The sequence below is a fragment of the Oryzisolibacter sp. LB2S genome (assembly GCF_040732315.1).
Taxonomy (GTDB): domain Bacteria; phylum Pseudomonadota; class Gammaproteobacteria; order Burkholderiales; family Burkholderiaceae_C; genus Alicycliphilus; species Alicycliphilus soli.
The window spans coordinates 3535032-3557500 of sequence record NZ_CP160388.1; the positions used below are offsets into that span (position 1 = coordinate 3535032).

Sequence of the window (22469 nt, forward strand, 5' to 3'; positions counted from 1 at the left end):
ATCTGCAAGGAGTTCCATGTCCGATACCACCCATACCCCGCCCCCATCGCAGGACACTCTCTCCATCGTGCGCAACCGCACCTTCGACGAGATCGCCGTCGGCGACAGCGCCAGCATCGAGCGCACGCTCACCCGCGAGGACATCCAGCTGTTTGCCGTGCTCTCGGGCGACGTGAACCCGCAGCACCTGGACGCGGAATACGCGGCCTCCACGCGCTTTCAGGGTGTCATCGCCCACGGCATGCTGGGCGGCGCGCTGATCTCGGCCGTGCTGGGCACGCGCCTGCCCGGCCCGGGCACGATCTACCTGGGGCAGACGCTCAAGTTCCTCGCGCCCGTGCGCGTGGGTGACCGGCTGCGCATCACCGTCACCGTGAGCGAGCGCGATGAGGCCAGGAAGCGCCTGACGCTGGCCTGCAGCTGCGTCAACCAGGACGGCACGACCGTCATCAGCGGCGACGCCAAGGTGGTGGCGCCGACCGAGCACGTGGAGCGCGCGCGCACCACGCTGCCCGAGGTGCGCCTGCAGGTGGGCCAGGACGGCGTGCGGCGCCTGCTCGACCATGTGCGCCCCATGGGCATACTGCGCACGGCCGTGGTCCACCCCTGCGACGCGCTGAGCCTGGGCGGCGCGCTGGACGCGCATGCCGCCGGCCTCATCGACCCGGTGCTGGTGGCGCCGCGCGCGCGCCTCATGGCCGTGGCCGAGCAGGCGGGCCTGGATCTGTCGGGCGTCACCATCGAGGACGTGCCGCACAGCCACGCGGCCGCCGCGCGCGCCGTGGCCATGGTGCTCGAGGGCCGGGTGCAGGCGCTCATGAAGGGCAGCCTGCACACCGACGAGCTCATGGCCGCCGTGGTGGCGTCGCAGGGCGGCCTGCGCACCAAGCGGCGCGTGAGCCACTGCTTCGTGATGCAGACCCCGGCCTATCCGCGCCCCTTCATCATCACCGACGCGGCCATCAACATCGCGCCCACGCTGGAGCACAAGGCCGACATCGTGCGCAACGCCATCGACCTGGCCCATGCCATCGGCGTGGCCGAGCCGCGCGTGGCCATCCTGGCCGCGGTGGAGACCGTCAACGCCGGCATGCCCGCCACGCTGGACGCGGCCGCGCTGTGCAAGATGGCCGATCGCGGGCAGATCACGGGTGGCCTGCTCGATGGGCCGCTGGCGTTCGACAACGCGGTGTCCATGGCCGCCGCACGCACCAAGGGCATCGTCTCCGACGTGGCCGGCCGCGCCGACATCCTGGTCGTGCCGGACCTCGAGAGCGGCAACATGCTGGCCAAGCAGCTCGAATACCTGGGCGACGCCGCCACGGCGGGCATCGTGCTCGGCGCGCGCGTGCCCATCGTGCTCACGAGCCGTGCCGATTCGCGCGAGACGCGCCTGGCGTCCTGCGCCATCGCCGTGCTGCTGGCGCACCACTACAAGGAGGCACCGATATGAGCGATCTGATCCTGGTCCTGAACTGCGGCTCGTCGAGCATCAAGTTCGCGCTGTTCGACGCGAGCGCCCGGCCCCTGCCGCGCAAGCCCCTGTGGAACGGCAAGGTGGACGGCATCACCGGCCCCGCGCCCACCTTTGGCGAGACCGGCGTGACGCCCGGCCCCGTGGCGCTGGACGCGGCCCAGCCCTACAACGCCGCGCTGCAGCACATCCGCTCGCGGGTGCTCGAGCGCATGGCACGCGGCGGCCACCGCATCGCGGCCGTGGCCCACCGCGTGGTGCATGGCGGCGCCAAGTACTTCGACCCGGTGCGCGTGGACGCCGAAGTGTTGGCCGACCTGCGCAGCTACATACCGCTGGCGCCGCTGCACCAGCCGTTCGCGCTCGAGGCCATCGCCGCGCTGCTGCAGGGCTTGCCCGATCTGCCGCAGGTGGCGTGCTTCGACACGGCCTTTCACCACACGCTGCCCCAGGTCGAGAAGATGCTGCCCCTGTCCTGGGACGCCTGGGAGCGCGGCCTGCGCCGCTACGGCTTTCATGGCCTGTCGTACGAGTACATGTCGCTGGCCCTGCCCGAGCGCCATGGCGATGCCGCGCGCGGGCGCACCATCGTCGCCCACCTGGGCAGCGGCGCCAGCCTGTGCGCCATGCAGGGCCTGCAGAGCGTGGCCACGAGCATGGGCTTTTCGGCGCTCGACGGCCTGATGATGGGCACGCGCTGCGGCGCGCTCGACCCCGGCGCCGTGCTCTACCTGATGGAGATCGAAAAGCTCTCGCTGCACGACGTGGGCCAGCTGCTCTACCACGGCAGCGGCCTGCTGGGCCTGTCGGGCGTCTCCTCCGACCCGCGTGCGCTGCTGACCGCGGAGGCCGGCAACGCGCGCGTTCAGGCGGCGCTGCAACTGTACGTGCGCCGCATCGTGCGCGAGATCGGCGCCCTGGTGGCCGTGCTCGGCGGCCTGGACATGCTGGTCTTCACGGCCGGCATAGGCGAGCACAACGCCGTCATCCGCGAGCGCGTCTGCGCGGATCTTGCCTGGCTGGGCGTGGCCGTCGATGCGCAGGCCAATGCGGACAGCGCCGACCTCATCTCCGGCCCGACCAGCCGCATCCCCGTGGCCGTGGAGCGCACCAACGAGGAATGGGTGGCCGCCTGGCACGCCACGCGCGTGCTCGGCCTGCAGTAGCTCCCTCACTGCCGCCCCCGTCATCCCCGCGCATGCGGGGATCGACGGATGCCCCGACCAACGGGTCCCCATGCCGGCCCGCCTCCTAAAATCCCGCGATGCCCCACAGCCCCGACATCGCCCCCCCGCGCCGCCCCAGCGTGCGCTTTCTGCTGGCCCACCCGGCACATTTCCTGGCCCTGGGCTTTGGCAGCGGGCTCGCTCCCAAGGCGCCGGGCACGGTGGGCACGGCCTGGGCGTGGCTCGCGTTTCTGGTGCTGCAGCTGTGGCTCACGCCGCTGGGCATGGGGCTCCTGATCGCCCTGTCGCTGCCCGTGGGGTGGTGGGCCTGCACGGTCACGGCGCGCCACATGGGCGTGGCCGACCCGGGCGCCATCGTCTGGGACGAGGTCGTCGCCATCTGGATCGTGCTCTGGCTGGCCATGCCCATGGGCTTCTGGGGCCAGCTCGCGGCGTTTGCGCTGTTTCGCTTCTTTGACGCCGCCAAGCCCGGCCCCGTGGCCTGGGCCGACCGGCTGTTCAAGGGCTTTGGCGCGCGCGGCGGCTTCGGCATCCTGTTCGACGACCTGGTGGCGGCCTTCTGCACGCTGCTGGTGATCGCGCTGTGGCGCCATTTCTGGGGCTGAAGATAATGCAAAAACAAGAGCTACCAGCGCTTGCCAGCAAAGGGCTGGAGGCCAATTTGACCCATATTTCCGGCTGGCTGCTGGCCCATGACCGGATGCTGGCCACGGCCGAGAGCTGCACGGGCGGGCTGATCGCCGCGGCCTGCACCGACCTGGCGGGCTCGAGCCAGTGGTTCGAGCGCGGTTTTGTGAGCTACTCCAACGCCGCCAAGACCGAACTGCTGGGCGTGCCCGCGGCGCTCATCGCCCAGCATGGCGCCGTGAGCGAGCCCGTGGCCCGCGCCATGGCCGAGGGCGCGGTGGCGCACAGCGCGGCCCGGGTGGCCGTGGCCGTCACGGGCGTGGCCGGCCCCACGGGCGGCTCGCCCGACAAGCCCGTGGGCACGGTGTGGTTCGGCTGGTGCATCGATGGTGTCACGCACAGCGAGCTGCGCCAGTTTGCCGGCGACCGCGCCGCCGTGCGCGCGCAGACCGTGCGCCATGCGCTGGGGCGGCTGGCACAGTGGCTCGCCTGAATGGAGCCTCGCCGCGCTTGTCCGCGACGGAGGCAACACGACGCCCCTCTGCCGCGCAGGTGACAGCAAGGTGAGCCTCCGCCACTGTCGGGAATCTTGACAGTCCGGCCCGCAGTATCGAGTACGAGGCGCGCGGCTCCCTCTGAAGATCATTGGCGGCACGCATATTGCTTCTCCGGTTTCAGGCACCGTGTTGCCCATGAAACCACTACGAGGGAAACAATGATCACACTGCACAAGACTCTTTTTTCCGCAGCCGCCCTGGGCCTGGCCGCTGCTTCGGCACATGCCAGCTTTCTGGTGACCTATGAGGCACCGGGCGTCGCCAACTCCACCAGTGGCTTCACCTACCACGGTGTGGAGACCTTCGACACGCGCACCGTAGGCACCAACCAGACCTTCACGACAGACTTCGGCACCTCTGGCGGCACGACGACGATCACCGGCACCTACCAATCCGTGCAAATCCTGCCGGCTGATCAATGGGGCGGCGCCGGCAACACGGGCAACTACGCGGTGGCCTTTGGTGCCTCACCCTATGAGCTGACACTGGCAGCCCAGGACTCCTCGAGCAATCCGGTTCCTGTGACCTACTTCGGCTACTGGCTGTCGGCACTCGACAACGGCAATCAGGTCGAGTTCTACCGCGGCAGCTCGCTGCTGTTCAGCTTCGATCCTGCACAGGTCCTGGCACTGACGGGCAACTGCCCGAGCAGCCCATACTGCGGCAACCCGGCGACGGGTGCGAATGCATCGCAGCCCTATGTATTCCTGAATTTCTACGACCAAAGCGGCCTGGGCTTTGACCGCGTGCGTTTCCTGGAGAGTCCGGCCGTCGGCGGCTACGAGTCGGACAACCACACGGTCGGCTACTACGAGAACACCTCCGGCACGCCGATTCCCGAGCCCGCGTCGCTGGCCCTCGTCGGTCTGGCGCTCGGCGGGCTGGCCGTCAGCCGTCGGCGCAAGGCCTGACCCAAGCCAGCCGCGCCGGCCTCGCCCCACAGGAGTCGGGGCGTGGGGCGGCGCCGCTCACGCGCCGCAGCATTTCTTGTACTTCTTGCCGCTGCCGCAGGGGCAGGGGTCGTTGCGGCCGGGCTGGTCGCCGCGGACGACGGTTTCCACGCGCGGGCCCAGGCTGCGCCAGAGCTGGCGCAGGTCGTAGACGGCCCAGATGGCCTCGCCAAAGACCTCCAGGCGCTCCTGGCTGGTGCTGGGCGGGCCGTCCTCGGCGTACATGCAGACCGTGGGCTTGCCGGTGTCGTCCTCGGTCAGCGCGACGATGGACTCGAGCGCGTCGTCCAGCCACCGTGCGGCCTCCTTGTCGCGCGGCGCGGCCCAGTCCTCGGGCCAGTTCTCCACAGCGAACATGAAGCCCAACGCCCAGACCTGGCCGAACGAGGGGATCTCCTGCCCCGCCATCTCGGCGCGCTCTTCCTCGGTCAGGCTGGCGATGGCACCACGCATGTCGATGACCTCGGGCTGAAAGGCCTCATCCTCGTCCAGCGATTCGACCTTTGCGTCGAGCTGGGCCGCCACCTCGGCGCGGCGCAGCTCCCACAGCGCCAGAAAGCGCTCCTGCTGCGCCAGATCCCTGAACGTGGGCACGAGCGGCAGCGGCGCGCCCGCGGCCACCTCGAGCGCCAGGCCGTCGCCCAGCAGCATGGGTAGCCATTCGGCCGCCGTCACGTTGCGGCGCGTGCAGACCAGGGCGGTGAGGAAGCCGTCGCAGAACTCCCACTGCGGCACGTCCTCCTCGCGCGTGCGCAGCTCGTCGAGCAACGCGTCAAGCTCGTCGAGTTCATCGGGGCCCAGGGCCGGGCGGTTCGCGTCGTGGGTGGTGGAGTCGGCGGTGGTCATGGTGGTGCGGCTTTCGCGTTGCGACGAACAGGTGATGAAGCGCCAGTGTAGCGCCAGCCCCCAAATCACTATGGTTTAAGTAGCTGTCTGCCCTTTATCCTCAATGGTTTGCCGCGGTTTTTGGCCGACCCAGAAAAGGCAACGCCCCATGCCGACGGCAATGGGGCGTGAGCTTTTGCAATGCGGGCCGCAGAGGGCCGCCCGCATTACTGGCTGGCGATGGCCAGATGGGCCTCGCGGGCTTCCCTGATGAACTCGAGGACGAAGTGAATGGCTTTGCGCATGGTGCTTCCTGTGTGAGATGCTCATCCGGCGCATGGCGGCGCGCATCTCAAGCGCCCTCCTACACAGGGGTTAACCACTAGGTGTTAACCCTTAGTTCTAAGTATAAACCACAATCAAAAATCATGCTGCATCGCAACAGGCAAGTACGGTCTTGACATATGGCTCTCACCCCGCGCACGCGGCGGACTCATCAAAAACAATAGTGCTCACCGCTTGTACATCCAGCCTCAAAAGCCGTTTTCGCATGCAAAGCACGGCCTTGTCCTTGGACACCAGGATGGCGCGGTGCGCCGCAGCCAGGTCGATGAATTTCTGGTCATCCCCATCCTTGCAGGCATAGGGCGCGCGCGTGGCCACATCCACCAGGCGGCTTGCGGCATCAAACGCGGCCAGGATCTGCGGCGCCGTCACGCCGTAGTACTGCATGCGCGGCTGCAGGTGGGGGTAGCGAAGCACATGTTCCAGTTCGTCGCGCATGGGCTGAGTGGCCACCCAGCCCAGCCGCCGCTTCTCCAGCAGCTCGCGCACGGCCGCGACGGCCGGGTCGGCAAACAGCAGCAGGTCGAGCACGATGTTGGTGTCGAGCACCACGGGGCGCGCCGCCTCGCCCTCGGCCGCCTGCGGCGGCAGGCGCAGCTCAGGCCGCATGGCTCGGCCCGGCGGTGTCTGCGGCAGGACGCGTCCGCACCGAGCCCGCCACCAGGTCGAAGCGGAACATGCGGCATTCGATGGGGCCGTTCCACAGCGGTACGCGGCGCGATTCCTTCAGGCGCATCTTGGAGGGCAGCTTGAGGTCGGGGGTGAGCAGCCAGGCCTGCCAGCCGGCGTAGTTCTTCTTCCAGTGCGCGGCCAGTTGGGCGAAGAAGTCCACACCGTCCTCGGTCTGCGCGCTCTCGCGCCCGGCGCGCTGCACCTGGGCCATGCGCTCGCCGGCCTTGCGCCCATGGCTGCCGGCCGCGGCAATGCGCTCGCCATAGGGCGGGTTGAGCAGCATCACGCCGGGGAGCTCGCAGGGCGGCATGCGCTGCAGCGCGTCGCCGCCGCGCAGCTGCACGGCCGCGGCCACGCCGGCGCGCTCGGCGTTGCGCTGAGCAAAGTCCACCATGCGGTGCGATACGTCACTGCCAAAAATGGGCACAGGCGGCGCAACGACGGCGTTGGCAGCTTCTTCTTTGATAGCAGACCAGACATGGGACTGGTAGGGCAGCAGCCTCTCGAACGCAAAGCGGCGCCGCAGGCCCGGCGCCATGCGGCAGGCGATCTGCGCGGCCTCGATGACCACGGTGCCGCTGCCGCAACAGGGGTCGTACAGCGGCAGGGGCGTGTCGCCATGCGGGTTCCAGCCCGTGGCGGCGATCATGGCCGCGGCCAGGGTCTCCTTGAGCGGCGCGTCGCCCTTGTCCTCGCGCCAGCCACGCTTGAACAGCGGCTCGCCCGAGGTGTCGATGTAGACCGTGGCCTGTTCGCGCGTGAGGTGCAGATGGACGCGCACATCGGGCCAGCGCGTCTCGACGTCGGGGCGGCTTCCCGCCTTGGCGCGAAAGCGGTCGGCCACTGCGTCCTTCACGCGCAGCGCGGCGAAGTTCAGGCTCTTGAGCGGGCTGTGCTGGGCCGTGACCTCCACCTTGAAGCTCTGGCGCGGGGTGAACCAGATCTCCCAGGCCACGCTGGCCGCGAGGGCGTAGATGTCGTCCTCGCTGCGGTATGGCCTCTCGGCCAGTTGCACCAGCACGCGCTGGGCCAGGCGGCTGTGGAGGTTCAGCCGCAGCGCATCACGCCAGCTGCTGCGCAGCAGCACACCGGCACGGCCGACGAGCAGATCCTGACCGGTCAGACCCGTGAGCGCATGCACCTCGTCGGCCAGAAAGCCCTCGACGCCGGCGGCGCAGGGCAGGAATAGTTGCAGGGTGTTCATAGAGCCCGCCAAGCATAAGGGATGGCCTTCCGTCCAGGCGCACGCGCCATTCTTCGCTCGGCTTGCGCTGCCATGGAACGTCCGCGGCCGTCATCCGTCGGTTTTTTTTACATCCGTCACACCCGGGCGGAGCAGAAGTCAAGCAAATCAAAGACTTACATGTGCGGCATGCAAACTGCTTGTGATCCATTCACCTGGACATGGAGGCCTATCATGAAGTGCTGCTCAATCCTTGCAAGCGCCGTCACTTGGTTGCTGCTCAGTGTTGCAGGCATGGCTCAAGCGGCGGTCATAGATTTTGAGGACGTGCCCTTGGGTGGCGGCGATTGCAACTATGTCGGTCTGTCGCTAGACAGCCGTGGATTCACCTTCACCGGCAATCCGGCCGATCCCGTTGCCACTCCCTTTCTCTATGTATGCAACCCAGGGATACTGCAGAGCAATACATCGGCGGCTCTGATCAATACCGACGAGCGATCCATCCTGACCATGACGAAAAGCGACGGCAGCAGCTTTTCGCTGTCCTCCTTCTATGCCGGCGGCAGAACGGAAAACTATGAACCGTCGCTACCGGTGATCGACTACAGCGTTGCGTTCGGCATCGACATAGTCGGCCATCTCGTCGGTGGCGGGACGGTGTTCACCTCGGTTGTGCTGGATTCAGAGGCGCCGTACGACTGGAGTCTGTTCGTTCTTCCCGCGTCGTTCACCGATCTCGTGTCCGTGGTTTTCACGGCCCAAGGGGACGGTGACATCCCTGAATTCCTTATCGATGACATCGTCGTCGACATGGCACGACCAGTCCCCGAGCCGGCGTCACTGGCGTTGCTCGGCACAGCGCTTTTCGGCCTCGTACTTGCGAAGCGCAGCGGTGCGGCCAAGAGGCGGAGAGTCTGAGCGCCCCCGCAGCGTCACCATGCAGAAGCGGGGCCCATCCCCCGCAGCTCGCCATGCGTCTGGCGCTCCTGCCCTGGGTCAGCGGGCCGCCACGGCCAGGAGCAGTTCGCGCACCGAGTCGGGAATCGGTGCGGGCTTGCGCCCCACGCGGTCGATGAAGACGATGCCGGTCTTGCCGCGCGCCACCTCGCGGCCCGCGGACACCTCGGTCATGCGGAACACCAGGTCGAAGCCATAGCGGTTGAAGTCCTGGGGCGTCATCTCCACACGCAGGGTCTCTCCATGGAAGGCCTCGGACTTGTACTGCGCCAGCATGTCGCCGACGACGGTGGCCAGGCCCTGCACATTGCCCTCGGTGTAGCCCAGCGAGCGAAAGAAGCGCACGCGCGCCTCCGACACGAGGCTGAGCAGCTGTGCGTTGTCCAGATGTCCGCCCTGGTTGACATGGCTGATGTAGACCTGCAGTTCGGTGCAGAAGCCGAACGAAGCCGGAAGTTCGAAAATGATGCGTGCCATGTGGCCTTTCGTTGTCAGAGCGCCTTGCGCAGATTGGCCGGCGCGATCTTGAGCGCCTCGCGGTACTTGGCCACGGTGCGGCGTGCGCACTCGATGCCCTGCTCCTTGAGCATCTCGGCGATCTGGTTGTCCGACAGCGGCTTGCGCGCGTCCTCCGCCGCGACGAACTGCTTGATGAGTGCACGCACCGCCGTGCTCGATGCGTTGCCGCCGGTCTCCGTTCCCAGACCCGAGCCGAAGAAATACTTGAGCTCGAACGTGCCCTGGGGCGTGGCCATGTACTTGGCCGTGGTCACGCGCGAGATGGTCGATTCGTGCAGGCCGAGCTCGTCTGCGATCTCGCGCAGCACCATCGGGCGCATGGCCAGCTCGCCATGCACGAAGAAGTTCTTCTGCCGCTCCACGATGGCGCGCGAGACGCGCAATATGGTGTCAAAGCGCTGCTGAATGTTCTTGATGAACCAGCGCGCCTCCTGCAGTCGCGCCTGCAGCGCCTGATGGCCCTCACCGCCCCGACCACCGCGCAGGGCACTGGCATAGATGTCGTGCACGCGCAGCCGCGGCATGACGTCGGGATTGAGCTGCACGCTGAAGCTCTGCTGCGCGCCGCGTCCGGTCTTTCGGACGATCACGTCGGGCACGATGGCATTGCGCTCCACGTCGGCAAAGCGCCGGCCCGGGCGCGGCTCCAGCCGCGCGATCAGCGCCATGGCCTGGCGCGTGTCCTCCTCGCCGGTCGCGCACAGCTGACTGAGGCGGCGCAGGTCGCGCTTGGCCAGCAGGTCCAGCGGCTGGCGGCAGATGCGCAGCGCCGCCTCCACCACGGCCGGGTCGCCCTCCTCGTGGAGGTTCATGGCGTGCAGCTGCAGCGTCAGGCATTCGGCGAGATCGCGCGCGCCCACGCCGGTGGGCTCCAGGCTTTGCAGCAGACCCAGGGCGACGGTGAAGCGGTGCACCAGCTCGTCGAGCTGCTCGGCATCGTCGGCTCCGGCCAGGCCCACGGCCAGCGACTCCAGCGTGTCTTCCAGGTAGCCGTCGTCGTTCAGCGATTCGATGAGAAAGCGCAGCGCAGCGCGGTCGAGCTCGGACAGGCGCAGCGACAGGGCCTGGCGGTGCAGGTAGTCGGTCAGCGACTCGTGGCTGCGCGCCAGGTCGGCGGCGTCGGCCTCGTCCTCATCGGCGCCGGAGCCGCTGCGCACCGTGCCATCGCCGCCCCATTCGCCGTCTTCGACGGCCGCGTCCATGCTGCCGTCGCCCTCCCAGTCGTCGGGCGTATCGACGGCCGGAGTTTCCACGTCATTTTCGTCTCCAGCGCTTATCTGGTCAGCGTTGGTAGCTTCTGAATATGTAGCATCAGCAGGGGCCTGAGGGTCGGGCTCGGGCGCCCCGTCGTCGGACGAGAGCTCGAGAAACGGGTTCTCGTCCAGCATCTGCTCGACCTCCTGGGCCAGCTCCAGCGTGGACAGCTGCAGCAGGCGAATGGACTGCTGCAGCTGCGGCGTGAGCGCCAGATGCTGCGAGACACGCAGCGACAGATTCGGTTTCATGCCCTCTCTTTCACTCCATGCCCCGTGTCACATGCCTGCATCCCGCTCACATGCGGAAATGCTCGCCGAGGTAGACCCGGCGCACTTCCGCGTTGTCCACGATGTCCGACGGCGTGCCCTGCGCGAGCACCCGTCCCTCGCTGATGATGAAGGCGTGATCGCAAATGCCCAGGGTCTCGCGCACGTTGTGGTCGGTGATCAGGACGCCGATGCCGCGCTCCTTGAGAAAGCCGATGATGCGCTGGATCTCGATCACGGCAATGGGGTCGATGCCGGCAAAGGGCTCGTCGAGCAGGATGAAGCGCGGCTGTGTGGCCAGGGCGCGCGCGATCTCCACGCGCCGGCGCTCACCACCCGAGAGCGCCAGGGCCGGCGACTGGCGCAGATGCTCCACGCGCAGCTCCTGCAGCAGGCCGGTGAGCTGGCGCTCGATCTCGTCGCGCGCCAGGGGCTTGCCGGAGGCATCGGTCTGCAGCTCGAGCACGGCACGCACGTTGTCCTCGACGTTGAGCTTGCGAAAGATCGAGGCCTCCTGCGGCAGATAGGACAGACCCAGGCGCGAGCGCCGGTGTATGGGCATGTTGGCCACCGACTGGCCGTCGATGCGGATGTCGCCGCCGTCACTGCGCACTAGGCCCACGATCATGTAGAACGAGGTGGTCTTGCCCGCGCCATTGGGGCCGAGCAGCCCCACGACCTCGCCCTTTTGCACGACCAGCGACACATCCTTGACCACCTTGCGGCTGCCGTAGGACTTCTGCAGGTGCAGTGCCTCCAGCCGGCTGCCGCCGTTGGCAGTGGCGGCGGCGCGAACACGCGTCTCGTCCATGGCCGCGCTCACTTGCCGTCACCCAGGCTGGGGGTGGCGCGCAGCGCGGGTGGCTCGGCGGGCGCCGGCGCGGCCGGCGGCTGCTCCTTGGGTGCCAGCACCGCACGCACGCGGCCACCGGAGGCGCCGTTCCTGTCGCCGCCCGGCGTGGCCTTCTGGCCATCCACGGTGAAGACGTCGGTGATGTTGTTGTAGACGATGAGCGCCCCCGTCAGCTCGTCGGCCAGCGTGGCCTCGCGGTAGCGGCGCAGCTCGGCACGGCGGATGAGCTTGACGATGTCGGTACGGCCGTCGTACTCGATGACCTCGCCCTCGCCCTCGACATATTCATCGGGCGCGCCCGGCGGCGTGTCGCGCTTCTGGCGGAAGAAGGCGCGCTTGCCCGGCTCGGCCGTCACCACGCCATGCTGATAGCCCTCGGGATCCTGACGCACCTCCAGCTGCGCGCCGCGCAGCACGATGGTGCCCTTGGTCATGACCACATGGCCGGTGAACACGCTGGTCTGCTTGAGCTCATCGTGGCGCAGCGCATCGGCCTCGATGTTCATGGGCTTTCCCCGGTCAGCCTTCTCGGCATGCGCCGCAGGCAGACAGGCCAGCGCCAGGGCGCCATACAAAAGGAGGGAGGACGGTCGGATTTTCATAGGGCACGATTCTTGCGATCATTGTACTGACGACCCCGCGTTCCCGCGCCGTCGCGACGGCAGGACCAAAAAAAAGCGCGCCCGAGGGGCGCGCTCCGCGGTACCTGGCGGCAGCGACTTCAACCCTTGCGCACCTGCGCAACCAGCTGATCGACGATGCGCAGCACGTTGTCCATGCTGCCGGCCATGGTGCCGTCGACGTAGTAGCGCCCGGCCACCCCCATGGCGGGCACGCCCTCGACGTCATAGGCCTGCTGCAGCTGCGTGGCCTTGCGCACCTGGTTGGCCACTCCAAACGAGTTGTACATCTCCTTGAACTTGGTCATGTCCAGCCCCTGGGCGTTGGCCCAGGCGAAGATCTGCGCGTCCTCCTGCAGCGGCTTGCGCTCCACATGGATGTAACGGAATGCCTGGCTGTGCAGGGTGTCGAGCTTGCCCAGGCCCTCCAGCGTGTAGTAGAGCTTTTGCATGGGCACGGTCTTGGCGTTGAAGTTCACCGGCACATGGTGAAAGACCACATCTGCGGGCAGCTTCTTGGCCCAGGCATTGAGCATGGGCTCGAACGAGTTGCAATGCGGGCAGAAATAGCCAAAGAACTCCACCACCTCGATCTTGCCCGTGGGCGCCTCGCTGGGGGCGGGCTTGGCCAGCCTGCGGAAGTCCTTGCCCTCACGGGGCTGGGCCAGGGCGGGCAGAGACAGGCCACCGGCGGCCAGCGCGGCGGCGGAGAGGGAAAACTCACGGCGTTTCATGGATGGTCAACACTCCTGGGACGGTATGGCTGCATGTGAGCCAGGGCGGGGACAAAAGTTCAGCGCTGCACGCGCACCAAGGCCGAATCGACGCCTGCGCCGTCAAGCTTCTGCTTGAGCGATTCGGCATCGTCGCGCTTGCCGAACGGGCCTATGCGCACCCTGAACACCGTGCGGCCATTGGCCTCGCGCTCGCTCACGCGCGCCTCCCAGCCCAGCATGGCGAGCTTGGCACGCTGGGCATCGGCATCCTGCTGGGTGCGGAACGCGCCGGCCTGGACGAAGTACTCGAACGGATCGGCGGTCACGGCGGGCGCCTCCCGGGACTTGGCGCGCGCCAGATCGCCGAGCGGGTCGGCAGACGGGGCTGCGGTCTCCTTGCGGGCGTTCGGCACCGATGCGGCCGGAGCCGCTGCCGTCGGCGTCTCGGGTGTGGCCGAAGCGGCCGAGGGACTCGTGGCAGGAGCCTCCGGCGCCGGAGGCTCCGGCGTGACGGGCCTGGCCGGGTTCTTGCCGTACAACGGCGCGTTCGGGTCCCAGTTCTGGTTGCGCTTGGCTTCGGCGGCATCCTGCCCCGGCACGCGCACGCCATTCTTGTTCAGGAAGGGGACGGGCACCTTGGTCACGTAGACGGCCACGGCCAGGGCGGCCCCAAGCCCGACGATCACCCCGAGGATGAAGCCCACGGCCGTGCCGCCGCGTTGCTGTTTTTTCATATGCACTCTTACATTCTGGCCGGCGCGGACACGCCCAGCACCGCCAGGCCATTTTGCAATACCTGCGCCGTGGCGGCGACCAGCGCCAGGCGGGCGAGCCTGACGGCCTCGTCATCGACGAGGATGCGCTCCGCGTCGTAGTAGCTGTGGTAGGCCGCGGCCAGCTCGCGCAGGTAGAAGCTCACATCGTGCGGCGCGTTGCCCTGGGCCGCGGCCGTGAGCATGTCGGGATACTTGGCCAGCAGCAGCATCAGCGCCTGGGCCTGTTCACCCTGCAGCGCAGACAGGTCCACGCCGGCGAGCTCGGCCACGTCGTAGTCCTCGCGCCAGCCGCGCAGCACCGAGCAGATGCGCGCGTGCGCGTACTGCACGTAGTACACGGGGTTGTCGTTGTTCTGCGCCACGGCCAGATCGACGTCGAAGGTGTATTCGGTGTCGGGCTTGCGCGAGAGCAGGAAGAAGCGCACCGCGTCCTTGCTGGTCCACTCGATCAGGTCGCGCAGCGTCACGTAGCTGCCCGCACGCTTGCTGATCTTGACCTCCTCGCCGCCACGCACCACGCGCACCATGGTGTGGAGCACGTAGTCGGGATAGCCCTTGGGGATGCCCACATCGGCCGCCTGCAGGCCGGCACGCACGCGTGCGATGGTGCCGTGGTGGTCCGTGCCCTGGATGTTGACGACCTTGGCAAAGCCGCGCTTCCACTTCTGGATGTGGTAGGCCACGTCGGGCACGAAGTAGGTGTAACCGCCCTCCTTCTTGCGCATGACGCGGTCCTTGTCGTCGCCGAAGTCGGTGGTGCGCAGCCACAGCGCACCGTCCTGCTCATAGGTATGACCGCTGGCGATCAGGCGCTGCACCGTCTCTTCGACATGGCCGTTGGTGTAGAGGCTCGATTCGAGGTAGTACTCGTCGAACCGCAGCGCAAAGGCCTGCAGGTCCTTGTCCTGCTCGTTGCGCAAATAGGCCACGGCAAATTGCCGGATGTTGTCCGCGTCCTGCACGTCGCCGCTGGCCGTGAAGCTGCGGTCGTCGGCGCTGACCGTGGCGCGGGCGAGAAACGCGTCGGCAATGTCCTGGATGTAGTCGCCGTTGTAGGCGGCCTCGGGCCAGGCCGCATCACCGGGCTTGACACCCTTGGCGCGCAGCTGGGTGCTCTTGGTCAGCGTCTCAATCTGCACGCCCGCGTCGTTGTAATAGAACTCGCGATGAACGCTCCAGCCCTGGCTGGCATACAGGTTGCAGATCGCATCGCCGAGCGCCGCCTGGCGCCCATGGCCCACATGCAGCGGCCCCGTGGGATTGGCAGAGACGAACTCCACGAGGATTTTTTCGCCTCGATCGGGCTGAGAGCCAAAGCGCTCGCGCTGGGATAGCACCTCGCGCACCACCTGCTGCTTGGCGGCTGGCTTGAGGCGAATGTTCAGAAAGCCGGGGCCGGCGATCTCGATGGCATCCACCCATTGCTGGAAGGCCGGCGTCCCGCCGAGCGCGGCCTGCAGCTGCTGGCCCAGCGCGCGCGGGTTGCTCTTGAGCGGCTTGGCCAGTTGCATGGCGGCGGTGCACGCCAGGTCGCCATGGGCTGCGACCTTGGGGTTTTCAAAGGCAGCGCGCGCACCGGCGCCGGGAGAGAGTTTTTCCAGCTCGCCGGCCAGGGCCGCGAGCAATTGCTGTTTGACGGAGAGCATGGGGGCGGATTCTACGGGTCACCCCGTCATCGACAGGCAGGGACCGGACGTTATGCTGTATGTCCCGCAGGGCAGAGCGCAGCGGGGCATTCACACAATCGACATTTGCAGGAGCATCAGATGAAGAGACTTGTTTCACTGCTGGCCGCCACAGGCCTGGCCCTCTCGTTCTCCGTCCAGGCGGCCGACACACCGGCCGACGCCGCGCCCGCCAAGACCAAGACGCCCACTGCCCAGCAGACGCGCATGAAGACTTGCAATGCCGACGCCAAGGCCAAGGACCTCAAGGGCGACGAGCGCAAGGCCTTCATGAAGGAATGCCTGAGCGGCAACAAGCAGGCCAAGCAGCAGGACAAGATGAAGACCTGCAACGCCGACGCCAAGGCCAAGAACCTGCAGGGCGATGAGCGCAAGGCCTTCATGAAGGAATGCCTGTCGGCCAAGCCCGCCGCCTGATCCACAGGCGCACCGACAACGCCCCGCAGCGCCACCCGGCCTGCGGGGCTTGTTGTTTCAGCGCACGCCGACGCCGCGCGCCAGAAACACCGCGAGCAGCACGACGACGATCATCAGGTGCGACGCCCACATCTCCAGCCGGCGCGTGGCCTGCAGCGCCGGCGCCTGCGGTAGGCTGCCACCGGCGACGAGATCGCGGCGCCAGCGCCGATAGCGCTGCCCGGCCATGAAGGCCAGCACAAGCATCAGCACCAGCAGCGTCACCTTGGCGTGCAGCAGCGGCTGGCTCCAGTACCACTGCGCCCCCTTGACGCCCCACCAGGTACGCGCCAGGCCCGTCGCCAGCACCACGGCGCCCGACACCAGCGTCAGCACATTCAGGCGCACCAGCCGGTGAATGATGGCCGGGTGAATCCACTCCTTGCGGCACAGCGCCGTCTCGCTGGTCATGAAGGTGGCCAGCATCAGAAAGGCCATGATGTGGGCAAAGGCCAGCAGGGCTTCGGTGGTCATGCAGATTCCTTTCGATGGCAACCGTCGCCATCTGAAGTCAATTGACGGTTAATTGGCATCCAATGCGGCGACAGACCGGGCCCAGAACGCCGCCTGGGCGTAGTGTTGCCTCAGGTACTCGATCCACAGCCGCACGCGCAGCGGCAGGTGTTTGCGCTGCGGAAAGACCACGTAGATGCCATTGGGCGGTGCGGCATAGTCCTCCAGCACGGCAACGAGCCGGCCAGCGGCGATCTCGGCCTCCACCTCCCAGGTGCTGCGCCAGGCAATGCCCCACCCGCCCAGGCACCAATCATGCAGCACCTGGCCGTCGGAGCAGTCCAGCGGGCCGCTGGGCTTGAAGTGGATGATCTCGGTGGCACCCTCGCCGCCCCCCTCGACGGGCACGCGAAAGGCCCAGCCACGGGTCTGCGAGGCATCGCTCGACAGCGTCAGACAATCATGCTGCGCCAGGTCCGCCGGCTGCATGGGCGTCCCACGGCGCTGCAGGTATTGCGGCGTGGCCACGCACAGTCGGCGGTTGTCGGCCATGCGCACGCTGACCAGGGACGAATCGGGGAGGTCGCCCACGCGCACCGCGCAGTCGAAGCCCTCGCCGGCCAGATCGACGACACGATCGCTGAGATTGAGCGATACCGTGACGTCCGGGTGCAGATCGCGAAAGCGCGGCACCAGGGGCGCCACATGGCGCCGGCCAAAACCCGCGGGCGCCGTGACGCGCAAATGCCCGGTGGCCTTGACGCCGCCCGCTGACACACTGGCCTCGGCATTGGCCACATCGGCCAGCAGGCGCTGGCAATCCTCGAGAAAGGCGCTGCCCTCGTGCGTGAGCGTGATGCGCCGCGTGGTGCGCACCAGGAGCTTGACGCCCAGATGCTCCTCGAGCGCATCCAGACGCCGCCCCATGATGGCCGGCGCAACCCCCTCGGCACGCGCGGCCGCCGTCAGGCTGCCCCGCGTTGCCACCGAGACAAAGGATTCGAATGCCTTGAGCTTGTCCATGAATCCTCGCCAAATATGGTTGCAGCCCCTTTGTAGAAAGCGCTGACAGCTATTGTTTTTGATAAATCCGCGGACCACACGATACAGCGTGTCGGGGATAGTGCTTATTTTTGCAAAAAAGTCATTGGTAAATGGATATCCGCCTAGTTTATTGCCGGATTCATTTGCAATACAGTGGCATGCAAGGCTCGACGCTACGAGTCAGCCGTTTCTTCACTCTTTGTCCGAGGATTTCACATGAGCGCACGCACCCCCGTCCACGGCCTGCAGGTGGCCAACGAACTGCACGCCTTCGTCAACGAGCAGGTGTTGCCCGGTACCGGCATCGATCAGGCCGCCTTCTGGCAGGGTTTTGACGCCATCGTCGCCGATCTGGCACCGAAGAACGCAGCACTGCTCGCGGAACGCGACCGTCTGCAGAAGGAGCTGGACGCCTGGCACAGGGCCAACCCCGGCCCGATCACCGACATGGCCGGCTACCGCGCCTTTCTCACGCGCATCGGCTATCTGGTCGAGCCGCCCCAGGGGGTGAAGGCGACCACGGCGAATGTCGATGCGGAACTGGCCATTCAGGCCGGCCCGCAGCTCGTGGTGCCCATCCTCAACGCCCGCTACGCACTGAACGCCGCCAACGCCCGCTGGGGCTCCCTGTACGACGCGCTGTATGGCACGGATGTCATCGGCGAGGAGGACGGTGCCGAGAAGGGCAAGGGCTACAACCCCGTGCGCGGCGCCAAAGTGATCGCATTTGCGCGCAACTTCCTCGATCAGTCCGTTCCCCTGGCCTCCGGTTCGCACCAGGACGCCACCGGTTACCGCGTCGAGGGCGGCAAGCTGGTGGTCACGCTCAAGGGCGGCGCCACCACCGGCCTGAAGAACGCCGCGGCCTTCGTGGGCCATCAGGGCGACGCGAGTGCCCCCTCTTCCGTGCTGCTCGTCAACAACGGCCTGCATATCGACATCCGCATCGATCGCAACACCGCCATCGGCAAGAGCGACGCCGCCGGCGTGGCCGATGTGGTTCTGGAGGCGGCGCTGTCCACCATTCTGGATCTGGAAGACTCCGTGGCCGCGGTGGACGCCGAGGACAAGGTCGCCGGCTACAGCAACTGGCTGGGCATTCTGCGCGGCACGCTGACCGAGACCTTCGAGAAGGGCGGCAAGCAGATGACGCGCGGCCTCAACGCCGACCGCGTCTATACCGGCGCCAACGGCGAGCCGGTGACGCTACACGGGCGTTCGCTGCTCTTTGTGCGCAACGTCGGTCATCTGATGACAAATCCGGCCATTCTGTGGGGTTCCGAGGGGCGCGAGATTCCAGAGGGCATTCTGGACGCGGTGCTCACCACGGCCATCGCCGTGCATGACCTCAAGGGTCTGGGAACCAAGGGCATCAAGAACAGCCGCACCGGCAGCGTCTACATCGTCAAGCCCAAGATGCACGGCCCGGTCGAGGTGGCCTTTGCCAATGAGCTGTTCGGCCGCGTCGAAAAGCTGCTGGGCCTGGCCGAGAACACGGTCAAGCTCGGCATCATGGACGAGGAGCGCCGCACCTCCGTCAACCTCAAGGCCTGCATCGCCGCCGCACCGGCGCGCGTGGCCTTCATCAACACCGGCTTCCTCGATCGCACGGGCGATGAAATGCACACCGCCATGCAGGCCGGCCCCATGATCCGCAAGGGCGACATGAAGACCAGCGCCTGGATCCAGGCATACGAGAGGAACAACGTCCTCGTTGGCCTGTCCATGGGCCTGCGTGGCAAGGCCCAGATCGGCAAGGGCATGTGGGCCATGCCCGACCTCATGAAGGCCATGCTGGAGCAGAAGATCGCCCACCCCAAGGCCGGTGCCAACACCGCATGGGTGCCCAGCCCCACGGGCGCAACGCTGCACGCGCTGCACTACCACCAGGTCAAGGTGGCCGACATCCAGGCCGAGCTGGAAAAGATCGACGCCGACGCCGAACGTGACAACCTGCTCACCGGCCTGCTGACGGTGCCCGTCAGCGGCAAGCCGAACTGGACGGACATCGAGAAGCAGCAGGAGCTGGACAACAACATTCAGGGCATTCTGGGCTATGTGGTGCGCTGGGTGGATCAGGGCGTCGGCTGCTCCAAGGTGCCGGACATCAACGACATCGGCCTGATGGAAGACCGCGCCACGCTGCGCATCTCCAGCCAGCACGTGGCCAACTGGCTGCTGCACGGCATCGTCAGCGAGGGCCAGGTGCGCGCCACCTTCGAGCGCATGGCCGCCAAGGTCGATCAGCAAAACGGTGGCGATCCGCTGTACCAGCGCATGCACGGCCGCTTTGCCGAATCCATGGCCTACCAGGCCGCATGCGACCTGGTCTTCAAGGGCGTCGAGCAGCCCAGCGGCTACACCGAGCCCCTGCTGCACGCCTGGCGCCTGAAGGTGAAGGCACAGCAAGCCTGATTACTTCATTATTGATAGCTGTTCGCGCTTGATGTATAAGACTTGAAGCCCGAATTGACCCTGCAAAGGCACCCTCGGGTGCCTTTGCTTTTTATGCGACACCATGCCCGCGACAGACACAAGCATCTGCCCACTCTGCCAGCAGCCCAACCGCTGCGCGATGGCGGATGGCAAGAATCCCGCCCAATGCTGGTGCATGAGCACGCCGGTATCCCAGGCTGCGTTGCAGCGGCTGCCGCAGGCGCAGCGTGGCCAAGCATGCATCTGCCCGCAGTGTGCCCGCCCCTTGCCGGTGCCAGAGCAGGCGCACCAGTCGATATGATGAACCCCACCTGAACTCCTGGAGATAGACCCATGCCCACGTACCACATCGAAATGATGGAAGGCCGCACCATCGAGCAGAAACGCAAGTTGGCCGAAGAGATCACTCGCATCACGGTGGAGATCCTCGGCGGCTCGCCCGAATCGGTGGACATCCTCATCACCGACGTCAAGCGCGAGAACTGGGCCACGGGCGGCAAGCTCTGGCTCGATCGCAAGTAGTTACTTTCGGGGCTCGAGATGTGCCAGCTGCTGGGCATGAATGCCAACACGCCGACCGACGTGACCTTCAGCTTCACGGGGTTTGCGCAGCGCGCGGGCAACACCGCCGACCACACGGATGGCTGGGGAATCGCCTTTTTTGAAGGGCGCGGCCTGCGCCATTTCGTCGACCATGAGCGTGCACTCGACTCGCCCGTGGCCGAGCTCATCCGCCGCTACCCCATCAAGAGCCGCAACGTCATCGCCCATATCCGCAAGGCAACGCAGGGCGTCGTCAGCCTGGAAAACTGCCACCCCTTTGTGCGCGAGCTCTGGGGGCATTACTGGGTGTTTGCGCACAATGGCGATCTGAAGGACTTCAGGCCACGGCTGCACGCCCACTTCCACCCGGTGGGCAGCACCGACAGCGAACATGTGTTCTGCTGGCTCATGCAGGAGTTGTCCAAGTCGCACGCCGGCATGCCCAGCATCGAAGAACTCACCCTGACGCTGCGTGAACTTGCGGCCCGCATTGCACCGCATGGAACCTTCAATTTCCTGTTGTCCAATGGCCAGGCGCTGTGGGCCCATGCATCCACCCACCTGTATTACATCGAGCGACGCCACCCCTTTTCGCAGGCCCAGTTGTCGGATGAGGATATGCAGGTGGACTTCTCCATCGAGACCACGCCCAACGACAAGGTGGCCGTGGTAGTCACCTCGCCCCTGACCAGCAACGAGACATGGACACCGTTTGAGTCCGGCGAAATGCGCGTGTTTGTCGACGGTACCTGCCTCGCCACCTGAATCTTTGGGTCTGAATCTCGCGGCGATCTCCGATCGCCTCTATTCTTTGGTCACAAAGCAAAACGCCCTCCCACTCGTAGGAGCGGGAGGGCGGTTTGGGCTGTAAGAGCCTGACGATGACCTACTTTCACACGGGGACCCGCACTATCATCGGCGCGAAGTCGTTTCACTGTCCTGTTCGGGATGGGAAGGAGTGGGACCGACTTGCTATGGTCATCAGGCATAACTTGGTGCTGGGCAGTCGATGGGACTGCCTGGCGAATTCATAGAGTCAGGAATCAGGGGTAATTTGATTGCGTGCTTGGCACAACAGTCCTTGTTCGTTGGAACGATCAAAGTTATAGGGTCAAGCCGCACGGGCAATTAGTACTGGTTAGCTTAATGCATTGCTGCACTTCCACACCCAGCCTATCAACGTCGTGGTCTACAACGACCCTTCAGGGGGCTCGAGGCCCCGGCAGATCTCATCTTGAAACGAGTTTCCCGCTTAGATGCTTTCAGCGGTTATCTCTTCCACACTTAGCTACCCTGCGATGCCACTGGCGTGACAACAGGTACACCAGAGGTGTGTCCACTCCGGTCCTCTCGTACTAGGAGCAGGCTTCCTCAAATCTGCAGCGCCCACGGAAGATAGGGACAAAACTGTCTCACGACGTTTTAAACCCAGCTCACGTACCTCTTTAAATGGCGAACAGCCATACCCTTGGGACCGACTACAGCCCCAGGATGAGATGAGCCGACATCGAGGTGCCAAACACCGCCGTCGATATGAACTCTTGGGCGGTATCAGCCTGTTATCCCCAGAGTACCTTTTATCCGTTGAGCGATGGCCCTTCCATACAGAACCACCGGATCACTATGTCCTGCTTTCGCATCTGCTCGACTTGTCAGTCTCGCAGTTAAGCACGCTTATGCCATTGCACTATCGTCACGATGTCCGACCGTAACTAGCGTACCTTCGAACTCCTCCGTTACGCTTTGGGAGGAGACCGCCCCAGTCAAACTGCCTACCATGCACTGTCCCCGATCCCGATAAGGGACCTGGGTTAGAACCTCAAACGCACCAGGGTGGTATTTCAACGTCGGCTCCATGAGATCTAGCGACCTCACTTCAAAGCCTCCCACCTATCCTACACAGATCCGTTCAAAGTCCAATACAAAGCTACAGTAAAGGTTCATGGGGTCTTTCCGTCTTTCCGCGGGGAGATTGCATCATCACAAACATTTCAACTTCGCTGAGTCTCAGGAGGAGACAGTGTGGCCATCGTTACGCCATTCGTGCAGGTCGGAACTTACCCGACAA

At 66.0% G+C, this 22469-nt stretch carries 23 protein-coding genes and 2 rRNA genes (1 of these 25 only partly in view); 11 read left to right on the plus strand and 14 right to left on the minus strand.

All coding sequences use genetic code 11. The features are described from left to right. Window positions 1-16: 16 nt before the first annotated feature. The 5 genes from ABUE11_RS16695 (at window position 17) to ABUE11_RS16715 (ending at window position 4756) form a co-directional block, all read left to right on the plus strand. Window positions 17-1453, plus strand: coding sequence for a bifunctional enoyl-CoA hydratase/phosphate acetyltransferase (locus ABUE11_RS16695; protein ID WP_367066521.1), 1437 nt, complete (start codon window positions 17-19; stop codon window positions 1451-1453). Next, a complete protein-coding gene (locus tag ABUE11_RS16700; RefSeq protein WP_367066522.1) occupies window positions 1450-2640 on the plus strand; it encodes an acetate/propionate family kinase in 1191 nt (396 codons plus the stop codon). The genes ABUE11_RS16695 and ABUE11_RS16700 overlap by 4 nt, the downstream gene beginning before the upstream one ends. A gap of 98 nt (window positions 2641-2738) precedes the next feature. Continuing rightward, a complete protein-coding gene (locus ABUE11_RS16705) occupies window positions 2739-3266 on the plus strand; it encodes a phosphatidylglycerophosphatase A (RefSeq protein WP_367066523.1) in 528 nt (175 codons plus the stop codon). Between the two features lie 95 nt (window positions 3267-3361). Next, window positions 3362-3781 (plus strand): CinA family protein, encoded by a 420-nt coding sequence (locus ABUE11_RS16710; RefSeq protein WP_367068852.1) that lies wholly within the window; start codon window positions 3362-3364, stop codon window positions 3779-3781. Window positions 3782-4003: 222 nt separating this feature from the next. Continuing rightward, the gene (locus ABUE11_RS16715) at window positions 4004-4756 is read left to right on the plus strand and encodes a PEP-CTERM sorting domain-containing protein (protein ID WP_367066524.1); all 753 of its coding nucleotides are present in this window, start codon (window positions 4004-4006) and stop codon (window positions 4754-4756) included. A 57-nt stretch (window positions 4757-4813) separates the two neighbouring features. On the opposite strand, the gene ABUE11_RS16720 is transcribed toward ABUE11_RS16715, so the two are convergent. The 3 genes from ABUE11_RS16720 to ABUE11_RS16730 form a co-directional block, all read right to left on the minus strand. Beyond that, window positions 4814-5641: a UPF0149 family protein gene (locus tag ABUE11_RS16720; protein ID WP_367066526.1), complete on the minus strand. Its 828-nt coding sequence runs from the start codon at window positions 5639-5641 to the stop codon at window positions 4814-4816. Window positions 5642-6091: 450 nt separating this feature from the next. Further along, the gene (locus tag ABUE11_RS16725; RefSeq protein WP_367066527.1) at window positions 6092-6574 is read right to left on the minus strand and encodes a putative toxin-antitoxin system toxin component, PIN family; all 483 of its coding nucleotides are present in this window, start codon (window positions 6572-6574) and stop codon (window positions 6092-6094) included. Next, window positions 6564-7841 carry a THUMP domain-containing protein gene (locus ABUE11_RS16730; RefSeq protein ID WP_367066528.1) on the minus strand — a complete coding sequence of 426 codons (1278 nt, stop codon included), beginning with the start codon at window positions 7839-7841 and terminating at the stop codon, window positions 6564-6566. The genes ABUE11_RS16725 and ABUE11_RS16730 overlap by 11 nt, the downstream gene beginning before the upstream one ends. Window positions 7842-8054: 213 nt before the next feature. On the opposite strand from ABUE11_RS16730, the gene ABUE11_RS16735 reads away from it, so the two are divergent. After that, entirely contained in the window at window positions 8055-8738 is a 684-nt protein-coding gene (locus ABUE11_RS16735; protein WP_367066529.1) for a PEP-CTERM sorting domain-containing protein, read from the plus strand. A 78-nt stretch (window positions 8739-8816) separates the two neighbouring features. On the opposite strand, the gene ABUE11_RS16740 is transcribed toward ABUE11_RS16735, so the two are convergent. The 7 genes from ABUE11_RS16740 to argS form a co-directional block, all read right to left on the minus strand. Beyond that, window positions 8817-9254, minus strand: coding sequence for a thioesterase family protein (locus ABUE11_RS16740; protein WP_367066530.1), 438 nt, complete (start codon window positions 9252-9254; stop codon window positions 8817-8819). Window positions 9255-9268: 14 nt separating this feature from the next. Beyond that, window positions 9269-10801 (minus strand): RNA polymerase factor sigma-54, encoded by a 1533-nt coding sequence (locus tag ABUE11_RS16745; RefSeq protein ID WP_367066532.1) that lies wholly within the window; start codon window positions 10799-10801, stop codon window positions 9269-9271. A gap of 46 nt (window positions 10802-10847) precedes the next feature. Then, window positions 10848-11630 (minus strand): LPS export ABC transporter ATP-binding protein, encoded by a 783-nt coding sequence (lptB, locus tag ABUE11_RS16750; protein WP_367066533.1) that lies wholly within the window; start codon window positions 11628-11630, stop codon window positions 10848-10850. Window positions 11631-11638: 8 nt separating this feature from the next. Further along, window positions 11639-12274: a lipopolysaccharide transport periplasmic protein LptA gene (gene lptA / locus ABUE11_RS16755; protein WP_367066534.1), complete on the minus strand. Its 636-nt coding sequence runs from the start codon at window positions 12272-12274 to the stop codon at window positions 11639-11641. 119 nt (window positions 12275-12393) lie between these two features. Further along, entirely contained in the window at window positions 12394-13026 is a 633-nt protein-coding gene (locus ABUE11_RS16760) for a thiol:disulfide interchange protein DsbA/DsbL (RefSeq protein WP_367066535.1), read from the minus strand. Window positions 13027-13085: 59 nt separating this feature from the next. Further along, on the minus strand, window positions 13086-13742 hold the full coding sequence (locus tag ABUE11_RS16765) for an SPOR domain-containing protein (RefSeq protein WP_367066536.1): 657 nt from the start codon (window positions 13740-13742) through the stop codon (window positions 13086-13088). An 8-nt stretch (window positions 13743-13750) separates the two neighbouring features. Next, the gene (argS, locus tag ABUE11_RS16770; protein ID WP_367066537.1) at window positions 13751-15430 is read right to left on the minus strand and encodes an arginine--tRNA ligase; all 1680 of its coding nucleotides are present in this window, start codon (window positions 15428-15430) and stop codon (window positions 13751-13753) included. 120 nt (window positions 15431-15550) lie between these two features. Here argS and ABUE11_RS16775 point away from each other — a divergent pair, with 120 nt between their 5' ends. Further along, window positions 15551-15886: a PsiF family protein gene (locus tag ABUE11_RS16775; protein ID WP_367066538.1), complete on the plus strand. Its 336-nt coding sequence runs from the start codon at window positions 15551-15553 to the stop codon at window positions 15884-15886. A gap of 57 nt (window positions 15887-15943) precedes the next feature. Here ABUE11_RS16775 and ABUE11_RS16780 read toward each other — a convergent pair whose 3' ends face one another. Together ABUE11_RS16780 and ABUE11_RS16785 are read right to left on the minus strand one after the other, a co-directional pair. Further along, a complete protein-coding gene (locus ABUE11_RS16780) occupies window positions 15944-16399 on the minus strand; it encodes a DUF2214 family protein (RefSeq protein WP_367066540.1) in 456 nt (151 codons plus the stop codon). A 48-nt stretch (window positions 16400-16447) separates the two neighbouring features. Then, entirely contained in the window at window positions 16448-17401 is a 954-nt protein-coding gene (locus ABUE11_RS16785; RefSeq protein WP_367066541.1) for a LysR family transcriptional regulator, read from the minus strand. 237 nt (window positions 17402-17638) lie between these two features. Between ABUE11_RS16785 and ABUE11_RS16790 the strand changes: the two genes are divergently transcribed. The 4 genes from ABUE11_RS16790 (at window position 17639) to ABUE11_RS16805 (ending at window position 21166) form a co-directional block, all read left to right on the plus strand. After that, window positions 17639-19837: a malate synthase G gene (locus ABUE11_RS16790; protein WP_367066542.1), complete on the plus strand. Its 2199-nt coding sequence runs from the start codon at window positions 17639-17641 to the stop codon at window positions 19835-19837. A 160-nt stretch (window positions 19838-19997) separates the two neighbouring features. Further along, a complete protein-coding gene (locus ABUE11_RS16795; RefSeq protein ID WP_367068853.1) occupies window positions 19998-20159 on the plus strand; it encodes a cysteine-rich CWC family protein in 162 nt (53 codons plus the stop codon). Between the two features lie 32 nt (window positions 20160-20191). Then, window positions 20192-20380 (plus strand): 4-oxalocrotonate tautomerase, encoded by a 189-nt coding sequence (locus tag ABUE11_RS16800; RefSeq protein WP_367066543.1) that lies wholly within the window; start codon window positions 20192-20194, stop codon window positions 20378-20380. A gap of 18 nt (window positions 20381-20398) precedes the next feature. Beyond that, the gene (locus ABUE11_RS16805; RefSeq protein WP_367066544.1) at window positions 20399-21166 is read left to right on the plus strand and encodes a class II glutamine amidotransferase; all 768 of its coding nucleotides are present in this window, start codon (window positions 20399-20401) and stop codon (window positions 21164-21166) included. A 108-nt stretch (window positions 21167-21274) separates the two neighbouring features. Here ABUE11_RS16805 and rrf read toward each other — a convergent pair. Next, window positions 21275-21387 (minus strand): 5S ribosomal RNA (gene rrf / locus ABUE11_RS16810). A 121-nt stretch (window positions 21388-21508) separates the two neighbouring features. Next, a 23S ribosomal RNA gene (locus tag ABUE11_RS16815) occupies window positions 21509-22469 on the minus strand; it runs 1916 nt beyond the window's last position.